This is a genomic window from Cupriavidus sp., from assembly GCF_057315035.1.
On record NZ_DBHKYV010000032.1, the window covers coordinates 20,051 to 35,516 of the forward strand.

Annotated in this window: 13 protein-coding genes; 5 read left to right on the top strand and 8 right to left on the bottom strand. The window is 62.1% G+C overall.

What is annotated here, in order from left to right; all coding sequences use genetic code 11:
- The first annotated feature begins 137 nt into the window (after positions 1 to 137).
- Positions 138 to 3,587, top strand: a complete 3,450-nt coding sequence (locus ACO550_RS28670; protein WP_315595755.1) for an adenylate/guanylate cyclase domain-containing protein — start codon at positions 138 to 140, stop codon at positions 3,585 to 3,587.
- A gap of 4 nt (positions 3,588 to 3,591) precedes the next feature.
- Positions 3,592 to 4,278 (top strand): hypothetical protein, encoded by a 687-nt coding sequence (locus ACO550_RS28675; protein ID WP_315595756.1) that lies wholly within the window; start codon positions 3,592 to 3,594, stop codon positions 4,276 to 4,278.
- On the opposite strand, the gene ACO550_RS28680 is transcribed toward ACO550_RS28675, so the two are convergent.
- From ACO550_RS28680 to ACO550_RS28690, 3 genes are all read right to left on the bottom strand, one after another.
- Complete coding sequence (locus tag ACO550_RS28680) at positions 4,259 to 5,284, bottom strand: patatin-like phospholipase family protein (protein ID WP_315595757.1); 1,026 nt, start codon at positions 5,282 to 5,284, stop codon at positions 4,259 to 4,261. The two genes, ACO550_RS28675 and ACO550_RS28680, sit on opposite strands and share 20 nt — an antisense overlap.
- Before the next feature lie 203 nt (positions 5,285 to 5,487).
- The gene (locus tag ACO550_RS28685) at positions 5,488 to 6,450 is read right to left on the bottom strand and encodes a tripartite tricarboxylate transporter substrate-binding protein (protein ID WP_315595758.1); all 963 of its coding nucleotides are present in this window, start codon (positions 6,448 to 6,450) and stop codon (positions 5,488 to 5,490) included.
- Positions 6,451 to 6,586: 136 nt separating this feature from the next.
- Positions 6,587 to 7,753: an enolase C-terminal domain-like protein gene (locus ACO550_RS28690; protein ID WP_315595759.1), complete on the bottom strand. Its 1,167-nt coding sequence runs from the start codon at positions 7,751 to 7,753 to the stop codon at positions 6,587 to 6,589.
- Positions 7,754 to 7,864: 111 nt separating this feature from the next.
- Between ACO550_RS28690 and ACO550_RS28695 the strand changes: the two genes are divergently transcribed.
- A complete protein-coding gene (locus tag ACO550_RS28695) occupies positions 7,865 to 8,788 on the top strand; it encodes a LysR substrate-binding domain-containing protein (protein WP_315595760.1) in 924 nt (307 codons plus the stop codon).
- Positions 8,789 to 8,874: 86 nt separating this feature from the next.
- Here the strand turns inward: ACO550_RS28695 and ACO550_RS28700 are convergent, their stop codons facing one another.
- From ACO550_RS28700 to ACO550_RS28710, 3 genes are read right to left on the bottom strand one after another with little or no spacing between them, the layout of a single operon-like run.
- Complete coding sequence (locus ACO550_RS28700) at positions 8,875 to 9,864, bottom strand: tripartite tricarboxylate transporter substrate-binding protein (protein ID WP_315595761.1); 990 nt, start codon at positions 9,862 to 9,864, stop codon at positions 8,875 to 8,877.
- A 44-nt stretch (positions 9,865 to 9,908) separates the two neighbouring features.
- Positions 9,909 to 10,895, bottom strand: a complete 987-nt coding sequence (locus tag ACO550_RS28705; protein WP_315595762.1) for a tripartite tricarboxylate transporter substrate binding protein — start codon at positions 10,893 to 10,895, stop codon at positions 9,909 to 9,911.
- Positions 10,896 to 10,931: 36 nt separating this feature from the next.
- A complete protein-coding gene (locus tag ACO550_RS28710; protein ID WP_315595763.1) occupies positions 10,932 to 11,693 on the bottom strand; it encodes a UTRA domain-containing protein in 762 nt (253 codons plus the stop codon).
- A gap of 99 nt (positions 11,694 to 11,792) precedes the next feature.
- On the opposite strand from ACO550_RS28710, the gene ACO550_RS28715 reads away from it, so the two are divergent.
- Positions 11,793 to 12,671, top strand: a complete 879-nt coding sequence (locus tag ACO550_RS28715) for an amidohydrolase family protein (protein ID WP_315595764.1) — start codon at positions 11,793 to 11,795, stop codon at positions 12,669 to 12,671.
- A 125-nt stretch (positions 12,672 to 12,796) separates the two neighbouring features.
- The gene (locus ACO550_RS28720; protein ID WP_315595765.1) at positions 12,797 to 13,657 is read left to right on the top strand and encodes a hypothetical protein; all 861 of its coding nucleotides are present in this window, start codon (positions 12,797 to 12,799) and stop codon (positions 13,655 to 13,657) included.
- Positions 13,658 to 13,677: 20 nt separating this feature from the next.
- Here ACO550_RS28720 and ACO550_RS28725 read toward each other — a convergent pair whose 3' ends face one another.
- Both ACO550_RS28725 and ACO550_RS28730 read right to left on the bottom strand, forming a co-directional pair.
- Entirely contained in the window at positions 13,678 to 13,968 is a 291-nt protein-coding gene (locus ACO550_RS28725; RefSeq protein WP_315595831.1) for a hypothetical protein, read from the bottom strand.
- Between the two features lie 222 nt (positions 13,969 to 14,190).
- Positions 14,191 to 15,366: an MFS transporter gene (locus tag ACO550_RS28730; RefSeq protein WP_315595832.1), complete on the bottom strand. Its 1,176-nt coding sequence runs from the start codon at positions 15,364 to 15,366 to the stop codon at positions 14,191 to 14,193.
- Positions 15,367 to 15,466: the final 100 nt, after the last annotated feature.

Sequence of the window (15,466 nt, forward strand, 5' to 3'; positions counted from 1 at the left end):
CAATGCCACGTAGATTGCAAACTTTCACGCTGCCAGGCTCACTGATCGCCCCACAACGCGCATCCACCCTGTCTTGCTTGCCGCTCCGATCACGCGTCTAATGGTCTGATGCGGGTAATGCGGGGGTAGGAGGCGAAATGCATTGCACCGAATGCCATTTCGAGAACCTTGCGGGGGCCAGATTTTGCGAGTCATGCGGCGCCCGGCTTGGACGACTTTGTCCCCACTGTGGCGGGGAAGCCAGTCCCACCGCGAAGTTCTGCCGCATCTGTGGCAACGCGTTGGGCGACGCAGCGCCGGCACCCGCCACGGCAGCCAGTGCCGCGGGCCTGGCCCCGGTCCACTACACACCACCCCATCTGGCGGAGCGCATCCTTGCCGAACAGGCCGCCATGGAGGCCCGGGGCGGCATTGGCGGTGAACGCAAGACCATCACGGCACTGTTTGCCGATATGGCCGGCTCCACCGCGTTGATCCAGGACCTCGATCCCGAAGAGGCCCGGCGCCTGATCGACCCCGTCATGACGCTGATGATGGAGGCCGTGCACCACTACGAAGGCTATGTGGCCAAGTTCCTCGGTGACGGCATCCTGGCATTGTTCGGTGCACCAATTGCCCACGAGGACCATGCGTTGCGGGCCTTGTACGCGGCACTGCGCATGCAGCAGGCCATGCGCCAGCACAGCGATCGGGTACGCCTCGAACAGGGCGTTCCGCTGCAGATTCGCGTCGGCATCCACACCGGCGAGGTGGTCGTGCGCTCGATCCGCAAGGACAACCTGCATACCGACTATGATCCCGTGGGGCATACGATTCACATTGCCTCACGCATGGAGGGAATCGCCACGCCGGCCTCGATCCTGGCCAGCGCCTCCACGCACAAGCTCGCGGAAGGCTATTTCGAGTTCAAGGCGCTGGGCACCACACAGGTCAAGGGCGTACGGGATCCGTTGGGCGTGTTCGAGGTACAGGGCTTGGGCGCGTTGCGGACGCGCTTGCAGGTTGCAGCGCATCGTGGCCTGGCACGGTTTGTCGGGCGGCAGGACGAAATGCAGCAACTGCACGATGCGCTTGAGCTGGCCAAGTCGGGGCAAGGGCAGATCGTCGGCGTGCGCGGCGAAGCCGGCGTCGGAAAATCACGGCTGTTCTATGAGTTCAAGGCGCGGGCGCAGCAAGGCTGCCATGTGCTGGAAACGTTCTCGGTCTCGCATGGCAAGGCCTTCGCCTATCTGCCGCTGATCGAGCTCCTGAAGAACTATTTCCAGATTACCGCGCAGGATGGCGAGCGAAGCAGCCGCGAGAAAGTGACCGGCAGGCTCCTCACGCTGGACCGTTCGCTCGAAGAGCATCTGCCCTACCTGCTCTATCTGCTCGGGGCCAACGATCCGGCCTGCGCGCTACCCACGATGGATGCCGTGATCCGGCGTCAGCGAACCTTCGAAGCCATTGCCCGCCTGCTGGTCCGGGAAAGCCTCGACGAGCCGCTGCTGCTGTTCTTCGAAGACCTGCAATGGCTCGACAACGAAACCGAGGCCTTCCTTAATCTTCTTATCGACCACGTGCCCGGCGCGAGAATGGTACTGCTGGTCAACTACCGCCCAGAGTACTCGCATGACTGGAGCCGGCGGACCTGCTACACGCAACTCCATCTGGAGCCATTGGGTCCGGCCGAGGCCCGCGGACTGCTTACCGCACTGCTCGGCGACGACCGCAGTCTTGAATCGCTTAAGCGGCTGGTGCTCGACAAGACCGAAGGCAATCCGTTTTTCATGGAGGAAGTGGTCCAGACCCTGGTGGAGGAAGGTGCCTTGCTTGGCCACCCCGGTTGCTATCGCATCGCGCAGGCCGCTCCTACCCTGTTGCATATTCCAACCACGGTCCAGGGCGTGCTTGCCGCGCGTATCGACCGTCTCCCGATCGCCCAGAAGGAACTGCTGCAAACGCTGGCGATTATCGGCAAGGAATTTCCGCTGAGCCTGGTCCGGCTCGTCAGTGCGTTCGATGACGGCCGGCTGCTCCCGCTGCTGGCGGATCTGCAGGCTGCCGACTTCGTTCACGAACGGCCGGCGTTCCCCGAGGTGGAGTACGCATTCAAGCACGCGCTGACCCAGGAAGTTGCCGCCACCACGATGCTGATCGAGCGGCGCAGCGAACTGCACGAGAGCACCGCGCAGGCAATCGAGACGCTGTTCCCTGGCCGGCTGAAAGACTACTGCAACGAACTTGCGCACCACTACAGCCTCAGCGGCAATATCCCGAAGGCCGTCGAATACCTGTACGCAGCCGGGCAGCAGGCGCTGCAACGCTCCGCCCAATTCGAGGCGATCGCACATCTCGGCACTGCGCTCGACTTGCTCAAGCGACTGCCTGAGACGCCGGAGCGCGACCGCCAGGAACTCACGTTGCTGCTGACACTGGGGCCTACCTTGATGGCCACCCGTGGCCAGGCCTCAGCGGAGGTCGAGGCTACCTATCGGCGTGCACTGGCGTTGTGCGATCACGGAAAACAGGGCGACCAGGGTGGCGGGCGTGATCACAGTGAGCAGGACGCATACTTCTTCTCTGCGCAGCTCGGGCTATGGGCATCCTATCAACTGCGGGCCCAATACAAGGTGTCATGGCCACTGGCCAACCGGCTGCTCGACATGGCACTGCAATCGCAGAAGCCAAATCAGCTCGCCGAAGGCCACCGCGTGGCCGGCGCCACGGCGCTCCGCCTGGGCCTGCTTGAAGTGGCCCGCGACCATATGGAACAGGTGCTGGCATTGCAACGCCCGGAGCCGCCCCAGTACGACTACATGATGGGCTATGGCCGAGACCCGGCCGTTCACGCCACGAGTACACTGGGCTGGATCGTATGGTATCTGGGCCTGCCGGATCTGGCACGCTCACATTGCCACGAGGCACTGGTGATGGCGCGGCAACGCCCCGACACCGTCAATCTGGCGCTATGCCTGATCTTTGCGGCGGAAGTCCATCGGCGCCGCAGGGAGCCCCAGCAAGTGGCCGAGTACGCCAAGGCTGCCATCGCGGTGGCATCCGAACAGGGATTCCCGATTTACCTGGCATGGGGAATCGTGCTGCAGGGATGGGAAATCGCCATACAGGGGCATTCCCAGGAAGGGATTGCACAGATACATCGGGGTTTGGCGGACTATGCAGCAACCGGCGCGTCGCTGGGTCGGCCGAATCTGCTGGCCATGCTTGCCGAAGCCTGCGGCAATGCCGGGCAGCCTGAAGCAGGCCTGGCTTTGCTGCCCGAAGCACTGGCTTTCGCGGAAGACACCGGAGAGCGCATCGAGGAATCCGCGCTGCATCGTCTGAACGGCGACCTGCTACTGGCGTTGCCAGCCCGGGAGGACGCTGCCGAAGCGAGTTTCCAGAAGGCGCTTGCGGTGGCGCGCCACCAGGGTGCCAGATCGCTGGAGTTGCAGGCTGCGCTGAGCCTGGCGCGACTCTGGCGGCAACAAGGCAAACAGGATGCTGCGCGGGAGATCCTCGGGCCCATCCACAGCAGTTTCACCGAAGGCTTCGACCTTGCCGACTGGCAACAGGGCAAAGCCGAACTCGATCTGCAACACGCATAGCAAGATGCCACAGTCCTCTGGTCCGGCGAAGGCCGATTCGGTAGCAGACGCGATGCGCGCGAGGTTCCTGGCGCTCTGGTCGCGCTCCGGCGGCGCGCGTGCCGAAGAGGTCTATGCCGCCCTGGCCCGCCGCTATGCCGAGCCGGGGCGGTGCTATCACACGCTGCAACATGTCCGCCGCTGTTTGCGCGACCTCGACTGGGCGCACGGCGTGGTCCCCGACGCCGATGTCGTGGAGCTGGCGCTATGGTGCCACGACGTGATTTATACGCCCGGTGCCAGCGACAATGAACCACGCAGCGCCGAGTGGTTCCGCCAACACGCCGAACGCGGCATGGCCGCCGTCGAGCGTGTCACGCAGCTGATCCTGGCTACATCGCATACCCAGGTGCCATCCGATGCGGCCGGTCGCTTTGCCGTCGACATCGACCTGGCAGTACTGGGTTATCCGCGGGCATGGTTTCGCCTGGACGCCGTGCATTTGCGCGCGGAGCGTCCCGATCTCGACGAGTTGACCTACGACAGCGCCGAACGGGCTTTCCTCGGCAAGGTGCTGGCCCGTCCACGCATCTATCTCACCGAACCGTTCTACAAGCGCTACGAAGCGCGCGCACGCCGCAATCTGGCCTGGCGGCTGGCACAGCCGACGCCGCCGGGCCTTGCATTGCCGCTCAGAGAAACTCGCCCTTGATATCGACGGTCGATTTCTGGCCGATGCTGTCATAGTTGCCAGCAAGCCATGCTTCCGCCTGCGTCCTGCCCAGGTCACGCAGATGGCAAAGGAACGACCAGTCACCGTTGTATTTGCTCGAAACGTCGAGCGCAGCCATGGTCTCGTCGGAACGGATCGAGTGGATCAGCATCTCCTTCATATTGTCCGCATCGAGCTTGCCCTGCTGGATCAGCGCCGTGACAAAGGCAATTGCGCGCATCTCGCGCATCAGGGACGAATTGAAGCTGACCTCATTGAGCCGGTTGAGAATTTCCGCGGCAGTGGTTGGCACACCCCGGCGGATGATCGGATTGATATGCACGATCACCACATCGCGCGTTTCGCATTCATAGATCAGCGGGAAGATGGCGGGATTGCCTACATAGCCGCCGTCCCAGTAGTACTGGCCGTCGATGGTCACGGCCTGGAACAGCGTCGGCAGGCAGGCTGACGCAAGCACCGCATCGACACACAGATCCGCGCCCGAGAAAAGGCGAATCCTGCCGGTCTCGACATTCGTCGCGCACAAGAACAGGCGAATCGGGCACTGCTTGCGCAGCGCTTCGAAATCCACCTGCTGCTGCAATACATCCCGCAGCGGGTTCGAGTTCGATGGATTGAACTGGTAAGGCGACATCACGCGCAGCGCCATATCGGCAAGCGCATACAGCGGCGAATGGTTCAACCCGAAACTATGCGATCCCTTCAGCCAGGGAAACCACCGCAGAGGGCTATACCGCTCCGCCGATTGCGCAATGGCCAGCCAGAAGTCGTGCAACGCCTGGCGCGCGCCATTCTTGTCGCCGTGCAGCAAACCATTGGCCAGCACCACGGCATTCATGGCACCCGCGCTCGTGGCGCTGACGCCCTCGATGGCAAGCCTGCCGTCTTCCAGCAGTCGGTCGATGACGCCCCAGGTAAAGGCGCCATGCATGCCGCCACCCTGCAACGCCAGGGCGACGGGCTTTGCACTCTTGCCGTCCATTGCCGCACTCCCTGTGGCCGAGGCGCGAGCGGCAAGCGCCGCCCACCCCGTGTCACGCTCCGTCCTGCATCTTGTTCCGCACTTATGGCGTCCGTCCCGCCTGTGCCCTGGCTGGAAGAACGCTCGTTACTCGGAAGTGTAGTGAAGAAGTGACATGGGAGTGTGGAAGTAGCGACCTTCATTTCTCAAGGCCGCAGCTCCAATCACTCGGCAGTAATGCCGCGCTGCTTGATCAATTGGGCCCACACCGGCATCTCTTTCTCCAGACGCTGGCGGGCCGCGTCCGGCGTCGAGGGCATTGGTTCAAAACCTTCCTTGAGCATGCGATCTTTCATCGCCTGTGCTGTCAGGGTCGAGTTCAGGGCTGCATTGAGCTTCTCGATCACCGGCTTCGGTGTGCCGGCCGGTGCGAAGACCATGAACCACGTCTCGAAGTTGTAGCCGGGCAAGCCTGCTTCGGCCGCCGTTGGCACGTTTGGCAGCAGTGAGGAACGTTTGGAGCCCGTCACGGCAAGGGCGGTCAGCTTGCCGGCCAGCACGTGCTGCTGCGCAGCCGAGACCACCGGGAAGCACATGTCCACCTGGCCGGCGATCGTGTCGACAAGCGCGGGGCCGCCCCCGCGGTAAGGCACGTGAACGATCGACACATTGGCCACGGACTTGAACAGTTCAGCCGACATATGAAAGGTACTGCCGTTACCTGCCGAGCCGTAGGTCATCTTGTCCGGCTTCGCCTTGGCCAGAGCGATAAGCTCTTGCAGGTTCTTCGCCGGGATCTTGTTGTTGACGACCAGTACATGCTGGGAACCAGCCACCATTCCGATGGGGGCCAGATCCTTGAGCGTGTCGTAGGGCATGCGCGGGAACAGGCCTGGATTGATGGCCAGCGAAACCGTCTGCAGACCAATGGTGTAGCCATCGGCCGGCGACTTGGCGACCGCATCCACACCAATGTTGCCGCCCGCGCCGGCACGGTTTTCCACGACGATGGTGCCGCCCAGGGCTTTCGACCAGGCATCGGACACCAGACGCGCGGCGATATCGGCGCTGCCACCCGGAGCGTAAGGCACGATCAGCCGAATCGGGCGCTGGGGAAAAACCTGTGCCGATGCCGTTCCCAAAACGGTGGCGCAAGCAAGGAATGCCGCAAGACGAGCGAACTTCATGGGATGTCTCCATTTTTATGTGAATCTTTATGGAGTGCATGCTAACGCTTGCCTGCGGAGACGTGATTGCGGAACAATCACTTCTTTCTTGCCTGGCATTCAGTAATGGACGGTGCCTCGAATGCGCATTGCGGCTTCAGGCCGACAGTTGCTGCATCACGCTATACAGGTCCGACTTGCCCTCGAAGCCAATGCCCGGCAGGTCCGGCATCGTGAGGTAACCGTTCTCGACCTTGACGCCATCGGGGAAGCCGCCGAACGGCTGGAACAGGTCGGGATAGCTTTCGTTGCCGCCCAGACCCAGGCCAGCGGCGATGTTCAGTGACATCTGATGTCCGCCATGAGGAATGCAGCGGCTGGCCGACCACCCGTGTTGCTTCAGCATGTCCAGCGTTCGAAGGTACTCGACCAGGCCGTAGCTCAGCGCGCAGTCGAACTGCAGCCAGTCACGGTCCGGACGCATGCCGCCATAGCGGATCAGGTTCCGGGCGTCCTGCATCGAGAACAGGTCCTCGCCCGTGGCCATCGGCTTGTCGTAGTAGTTGCGCAGCGTGGCCTGCAACTCGAAGTCCAACGGGTCGCCCGGTTCCTCGTACCAGAACAGGTCGTATTGCGACAGGGCCTTGGCGTACTGGATGGCCGTGTCCAGGTCGAAGCGACCATTGGCGTCCACGGCCAGTTTCTGGCCGTCCTGCAGCACGCTGAGGATGGAGTCGATACGACGCAGGTCTTCATCGAGCGATGCACCACCAATCTTCTTCTTGACCACGGTGTAGCCACGATCGATGTAGCTGCGCATCTCGTCCTTGAGCTTGCTGTGGTCCTGCCCCGGGTAGTAGTAGCCGCCGGCCGCATACACAAACACCTTGCGGTCAGGCTGGCCGTTGCCATAGCGATCCGCCAGCAACTGGAACAGCGGCTTGCCCTCGATCTTCGCCACGGCATCCCAGACCGCCATGTCGATGGTACCGATGGCCACCGAACGCTCGCCATGGCCGCCCGGTTTCTCGTTCTTGAACATGGTGTCCCAGATCTTGTGCGGATCGAGGTTGTCGCCGGTGGCATCCACCAGCGATGCCGGGTCGGCTTCCATGATGCGGGGGATGAACCGCTCGCGCATCAGGGTGCCTTGGCCGTAGCGGCCATTGGAGTTGAAGCCGTAGCCCACCACTGGCTTGCCGTCGCGGATCACGTCGGTGATCACGGCGACCAGGCTGAGCGTCATCTTGCTGAAGTCGATGTAGGCGTTACGGATGGGCGAACTGATCGGAAGCGTCTTTTCGCGGATTTCTACGATTCTCACAATGTGTCTCCTGATACACAGAATGTGCACGCCACCGGCGTGGGAATCGGTAGATTAGGCGCGGAAGGCTGTTCTAAAATTCAATCCAGCTCACAACATTATTAAATCAAAGTGAAAACCGACTTTGCTTCGGAACTGGAGTTCTTTGTGCTCGTCGCCAAGCTGGGAACGCTGTCGGGCGCAGCCCGCGAGCTGGACCTGACGCCGCCAGCAGCCACGAAGCGACTCGCATTGATGGAGGCGCGGCTAGGCGTGCGCCTGGTCAATCGAACCACGCGAAGCATCAGCCTGACGAACGAGGGAGAGACCTATCTTTCATATGCGACGCGGATCCTTGCGGATCTGCGGGAGATGGAGAACGTTGTATCGAGCAGCGGAGCCGAGCCGCGCGGACTGCTGAGAGTCAACGCTACACTCGGCTTCGGACGCACCACCATCGCGCCGCTGGTCTCGGAATTTGCCAGGCGCCACGCCCGTGTGGAAGTGCAACTCGAGGTCACCGACCGGCCGGTGGACCTTGTCGATAGCGGCATCGACCTGGCCATCCGCTTTGGCGAACTGCCGGATCGGCGGCTGTCCGCGCGGAGGATCATGTCGAATCGGCGCTTCCTCTGCGCATCGCCGGGCTATCTCGACAAGTTCGGCGTGCCGAAATCACTTGCCGACCTGGTGCACCACCGCTGCATCATCCACCGACAAAATGACAGCGCCTATGGTGTCTGGCGTTTCGATCATGCGGGCCAACAGCAGACGATCAAGGTAGAAGGTGCGCTTTCCAGCAATGACGGCGATATCGTCCTTGGGTGGGCTCTGGATGGGCAAGGCATTCTCATCCGCTCCGAATGGGATCTCGCCAAGTACCTCGAGAGCGGCCGTCTTCGCGTGGTGCTTCCCGAGTACAAGGTTCCGTCTGCCGACTTGTTCGTGTACTACCCCCAGCGCCGCAACCAAACCGCGCGAGCACGGGCGTTCATCGACTTCCTGGTGGAAGAATTCGGCAAGCCTGGCAATGCGAAGGCTCAACGGCGCAGGTGAATTGCAACCGTTGGCCATGCAGCCAGGCCGAGCCGACAAACATCCGAGCGATGCTTGCCGAAGTCAACCTGGTTCGATTGGCCTTCTTAGTCCGGCTTGATCCCGGCACGCGCCACGATCGGTTTCCAGCGTTGCTGCTCCATAGCAATGAAGCGTGCGAATTCCTCGGGCGTGGTGCCCGCCACCAATGCTGCATCGGCACTCAGCCGCTCCACGGAACTCGGGCTCTTGACCGCCTTGATGGTCGCCTCGGCCAGCTTGGACGCCGCTGGCTGGGGCAGCGAGGCCGGCGCAAGAAGACCGTACCACTGGGTCATCTCGAAGCCCGGATATCCCTGCTCGGCCACCGTAGGCGTATCGGGCAACTGCGGAATGCGCTGCGCCGTACCAGTGGCGATGCAACGCAACTTGCCGGTCTTGATGAACTGCAGAATGGCAGGGGCGCCCACCGCCGCGGCATCGAGCCGTCCCGATAGCAGGTCGGTAATCTGCGGACCGCTGCCGCGATACGGTACGTGCGTGATGAAGGTGCCAGTGGTCGCCTTCAGGTATTCGAACGCCAGGTGGCCGGCGCTGCCGTTGCCGGCCGACCCATAGTTCAGCTTGCCCGGCTTGCTCTTGGCCAGCGCGATGAATTCCTTCAGGTTCTTTGCCGGCACATCGGGGTGCACCACATACAGGCTGGGCACCTTCGACAGCAGCGAAATCGGCCGGAAATCCTTGATCGGGTCGTAGGAGAGCTTCGGGAAAATGTAGGGGTTGACCGCCAGCGTGCCGATATGGCCGAGGATCAGCGTATGGTTGTCATCGGCACGCGCGACCTCGGCCATGGCAATGTTGCCCGCGCCGCCCGGCTTGTTTTCGACGAATACCGACACACCCAGCAGCTTGGTCAACTCTGCCGCCGTGGAACGGGCAACAATTTCGGAACTGCCGCCCGGTGCGAACGGCACCACCAACCGGATGGGCTTGGACGGCCAGGCCTGCGCGCGGGCCAGCGACGGCGCCAACGTGCTGGCGCCCAGTGCGGCCGCCAGCTTGAGTATGTCCCGGCGAGCGGGGTCGAATGGGTTCATGGGAATCTCCTGGTTTTGTTGTGATGTGTCGATGCCGACTGGCGTTATTCGGGCTTGACGTTGCCGTCCTTGATGACCTTGGCCCAGAGCCGGGTCTGCGTGTCGATAAAGCGCGTTGCCTCGGCCGGCGGTGCGGCCACCACCTCGCCGCCCAGCTCCGCCACACGCTGCCGGATCTCCGGACTGTTCATGACCTTCTGCAAGGCATCGGACAATTTCGCGACGATGGCGTCAGGCGTGCTGGCAGGCAGGAACGCGGCGTTCCATTCATAGACTTCGTAGCCGGCCACGCCCGCTTCGGCCATGGTCGGCACCGCCGGTAGCGCCGACGTGCGCGCATGGCTGGTCACCGCCAGCGGCCGTAGCTTGCCCGCCTTGATGTGCTGCAGGCTCGACGCCACATTGGCGAAGAACAGTGGCACCTGTCCGGCGATGACATCGGTCATGGCAGGACCGCCTCCCTTGTAAGGCACGTGCAGCAGGTCCACGCCGGCGCGCTGCTCGAACAACACGCCGGAAAGGTGCTGCGCGGAGCCATTGCCCGACGATGCAAACGCCACGGTTCCCGGTTTCTGTTTGGCCAACGCCACCACATCCTTGACCGTCGCGGCCGGGAAGGCGGGATTGGCAACCAGTACGTTGGGATAGCGTGCCAGCACGCCAATCGCCCGAAACGCCTTGGCCGGATCGTAGGGCAAGCGCGGATAGAGGCTCGGGTTCACCGCATAGGATGACGCGTCCACCATCAGCGTGTAGCCATCGGCCGCAGCCTTGGCCACGTACGACGCGCCGATCTGGCCGCCCGCGCCCGGGCGGTTTTCCACGATCACGGTCTGGCCGAGCTCACGGCCGAGTCCCGGCGCGATCAACCGGGCCATCAGGTCCGCACCGCCGCCAGGCGGATACGTGACGACGATCGTCACGGGACGCGTGGGCCATGACGCGGCGGACTCCGCAGCGTGCAGCAGAGCCGGCTGCAGGGCCAGGCAAGCGCCCGTGGCGGCTAGCCCGAGGCGGGTCGGATAACGCATGAGGGGTGTCTCCATCGAATGTAATTGGTGCTGTTGTCAGCGGATTTCTGCCGTGTAGCGGAAGGCATACGCATCGCCCCGGGTCAGCCGGTACTCGATGCACTGGCCCTGGATATCGAAGGCCTGCCGCGTGACCATGGCGCAAGGATGAGATGGCGGCAGCGACAACAACCCGGCCTCCTCTTCATCGAGCAGCCGGAATGTCACTTCGTCCATGGCCCGGTGCACGGTGATGCCACACCGCTGCTGCAACAGCGGATAGAGCAGTTCGCCCCACTCGGCCACCGGCGTGTCCTGCAGCGCCGCGCAACGCGGCAACGGCAACCAGATCGATTCAAGCAGGCGCGGCGTGCCATCAACCGAGCGGCGGCGCGAGATGCACAACCCACGCGCGCCGGTGTCGAGTCCGAAACGGTTGGCCATGGCCTTGTCCAGCCGCACACTGCGGCATGCCAGGATTTCCGAATTTGGCACAGCGGTGGGATCCGCCTCGGCGTCGGCCTCCGAGCGAAATCGGAAAAACCGCATCATGCTGGCGCCGCTGAGGCCAGTTCGCACGTAGGTGCCCTTGCCCTGTACCCGCTCCAGCAGTCCCTGCTGAACCAGTACCGAAATCGCCTGCCGGATCGTGCCGAGCGCGATGCCGAATTCACCCGCCAGCGCGCTCTCGGCCGGAATGGCCGTGCCCGGAGACCACTCTCCCGTGACGATCTTCTGCTGCAACTGCGCCGCGATCTGGCCGTAGCGGCTCATACCCGCCGCTGCGGCACCTGACTGGCGCATGATGTTGTCTGGCATCTGGTGTCCGTGTTAAATTCAACTCCTATAGAGGACTAGAGTACCCGGACCGGGTTGAACTACCATATCGGTAGTAACCCGCACAGAGGAGATCTGCCGATGACGACAAGCCAGACGCTGGTGGATTGCCACTTTCATGTTTTCGATGCCGGCGCGGCCGTGGCATCGGCACGTTATCGCCCGCCCTATGCGGCGCGTCTCGAAGATTGGCTGGCGATGCTGGCCGTGGCCGGCACGGTGGGTGGCCCATCGAGCGGCGCCGCTGATGCGACGGCTCAAGTCGACCCCTATGGGGTGGTCGTCCAGACGAGTTTCCTCGGCACTGACAACTCGGCGCTGCTGGCCACGCTGGGCCGCATGCCGGGGCGATTGCGCGGCGTTGCCGTGGTCGATCCAACCGTCGACGATGCGCAGCTTGCGGTACTCGATGCCGCGGGTGTCAAGGGTATCCGTCTCAACCTGTATGGCGATGCCGAGTGGCGCCGCATCGATACTGCGCCGTGGCGCGCGCTGTTCGAGCGCATAGCGATGCTTGGCTGGCATGTCGAGGTGCACACCAACAACGGCGACGGCGCCGCCGTGTTGTCCACGCTCGATGGCGCGCTCGGCGACACACCAACTCCCGTGGTGCTCGATCACCTTGGCAGGCCAGGCCCGCTCGGCGTGGACGACCCGGTATTCGAAACCGCCCGCGCAGTGCGAGCCCGCCGGCCGCTCTGGGTCAAGATCAGCGCGCCATACCGACTGGTCTCGCCGCAGGAATGGCAGGCACTGGCTGGGCAGTGGCTACAGATAGCCGGTGCGGACCGACTGCTTTGGGGCAGTGATTGGCCGTGGACCAATCACGAAGCACCGGCACGCGCCGAGGAGTGCCGCGCCATCGTGGCATGGTTGGCAAACGCTGGCATGCTTGCCGATGCGGTTCGCTGGCGAAATCCGGCCGCGCTCTATGGCTTTGATTTGGACTCGCTTCAATAGTGGTTCTCATCATCCTTTTGGCTACCTACCGAGACAGGTGCCCAACTTCTATCGTGAGAAATATTGCCAATAACGGGGCGGTTGGCTTGAGTTCGGCCTGAGCCGACGACCCAAAGCGGGCTCAAATGGTGAACTGCGACATTTCTCCGTTTCAGTATGGCTTCTTTGCGTTGGCTGTCGCGCTCATCTTTTTGCTCAATAGTGAGATCTCGTTCAAATGGGAGTCCAAGGAGAACACCGACCCGCCCAGATACATTCAGCACAAGATTAAGATCTTTCCGGACATCTTCGTCTTTTTGCTTACCCGATTTCGCCGTCTCCTTCTACTCCGGGCATCCTCGGTCTGGGTGGACAAGTATTGCAAGGACGCGAATCTCCAGCTCCCAAGGGAATCGGCTCGTGCTCAATTAGCACAGAATATCCAATTGAACGTCTTTCCTGCGGGTCATTCATTCGGGAAACACGTTGGGATACTCGAAAATATTCTGTACGTCTACGCCTCGATGGCCGCCATTCCGGGATTATTTTCAGCAGTGCTGTTATTCAAGGCGTTCTTTACCTGGCTTCAACTGAAAGACGAGGGGCAAGCGGGCGATGCTCATGTTCGCCCAGGACAACAAATGGACGAGCTGTGGGCCTCGTTCAAAGAACACAATTACCCCGTCCTTCTACGATTCTATGATTACGCCTTCGGCAATCTGCTCTCACTCGCCGCCGCACTCTTCATCTATCAGGTCGTCACGGTTGCTGTAAATCAAAACCCCAAGGCTGAATGGGTAAAGTTTCTTTACGTATCTCCGGCCGTAGAAGAATGCAAGAAGGTGTATAACGTCGAAATTATGCCGCCAGGCGCAACTGGAGCGTCGTCTCACACGCCGGCGGCGCCTACTCCGGCCCCGGGTTCGCCATCGGCGCCCCCCGCCGCCCAACCCGCATCATCCCCAGCGACTCATCCTGGCCGCCCCGCGAAGCATCACAGCAAGTAGCGAGGGGGCTGGCGGCTGGCTTAAGGCCTGGTACTCCTTTCCGAAACCATCCGCGGAAGCGGACCCAGGATTATCGCCTTGAGCTTGTCCCGGCCTATCACGCGACCAAGCTCGGCGATCACGCAGTAGTTGATGATTAACGTCACTAACAGTATCTGGATCGCCCAGAGCTGCGGCCAGTTGATCCCGGCAAGCAGCGCCGAAGCCGACGCTGGCAGCGAGATTCCCGTACCTCGGATCATTAGCGCCCGAATTATCGCCACAATATGGAGCGCGAAGAAAAATAAAATCGTCGGTGGCAGCATTTCCATGAATTCATGCTTGAGCGTGGCAGTCACGCTTGCTCATCGGCGCCTCCTGAAGTCAATGTATTGGCTCAACGCTTTGATGCCGTAAAAGGCACTCGCATGCGACCCTAATGCCAACACACAATAGGACACCTTTCCCGGACTCGGTGCGGCAATTTTTCCTGCGGCGGAGAGGGAACGGGACTTGGGTTGTCCATGACCAAGTTCCGGCTCCGACCTAGACCTTCAAACTACATGCGAGACAGCCGTTGGTCGCCACAATGAAGCACCGAATGCCAATGCCAGCAAGCTGACGGAGCCACCAAGCAAACAGACGCCCTGCCAGCCGGCATGCGCATACGCAGCAGTGGTGCCGAGCGCCCCAAGGCCGCTGCCCATGGCATAGAACAGCATATACAGGCCGATCAGCCGCCCATTGGCGCCCGGCCGGGTACGCAGGATCAGGCTCTGGTTGGTGACGTGCAATGCCTGCCCGCCTGCATCCAGCAGCACGATGCCGATAACGAGCATCCATAGGGAGCCGTACATCTGTGATAGCGGCCACCAGGAAAGCAGCAACAGCACCAGTGCGCCCACTGTCACGCGCTGTCCATATCCGCGATCGATCCAGCGCCCGGTGCGTGCGGCAGCCAGCGCGCCGGCCACACCCACCAGCCCAAATGCGCCAATGGCGGTATGCGGAAGCGAAAACGGCGGCGATGCGAGCGCGAGCGCCAACGCACTCCAGAAAATGTTCAATACCGCAAACATCAGCAGCGCCAGCATTCCCCTGGCCTGCAGGACAGGCTCCTTGCGCAACATCCAGAACATCGACGCGATCAATTGCAAATAACCTACCCGCTCATGCGTGTGCTCAAGCTTTGGCAGCCGGCGCCATAGTGGCACGGCGATCGCCGCCATCAGCAGCGCCGCCACGAAATACACCCCGCGCCAGCCGGCAAGATCGCTGACCGCGCCCGAGAAGGCCCTTGCGGAAAGCAGCCCGATAAATACACCGCCTTGCGTTACACCTATCACGCTGCCCTGCTCCCGCGCGGACGCAGCGCTGGCCGCATAGGCAAGCAGCCCCTGTGTCATTGCCGTTCCCAGCAGGCCAACGCCCAGCATGCCCGCCAACAGCACCGGGACGGATCGCGCCACGCTGACCAGGATCAACACCCCGAGAAGCGCCAATAGCTGAACCCCCATCAGACGCCGACGATCGACGATATCCCCAAGCGGAACCAGGAACAGCAGCGCGGCCGCGCAACCCACTTGCGTCATCGCCACCACGCCACCTACAGCGGCATGACCAATGGAGAACTCCAGCGCCAACGAATCGAGCAAAGGCTGCGCATAGTAGACGTTCGCCACGCTCAGTCCGCTGGCTATGGCAAACAGCATCAGCAATCCGCGTGGCATCTCAACCGATACCGGTGGCGTATCCATGGGAAGACCTCGTTATGCAGGTTATGTAGTTGCAAATTGAAACTGGTTGAATGCTATGGCAACCAGTTTTAAA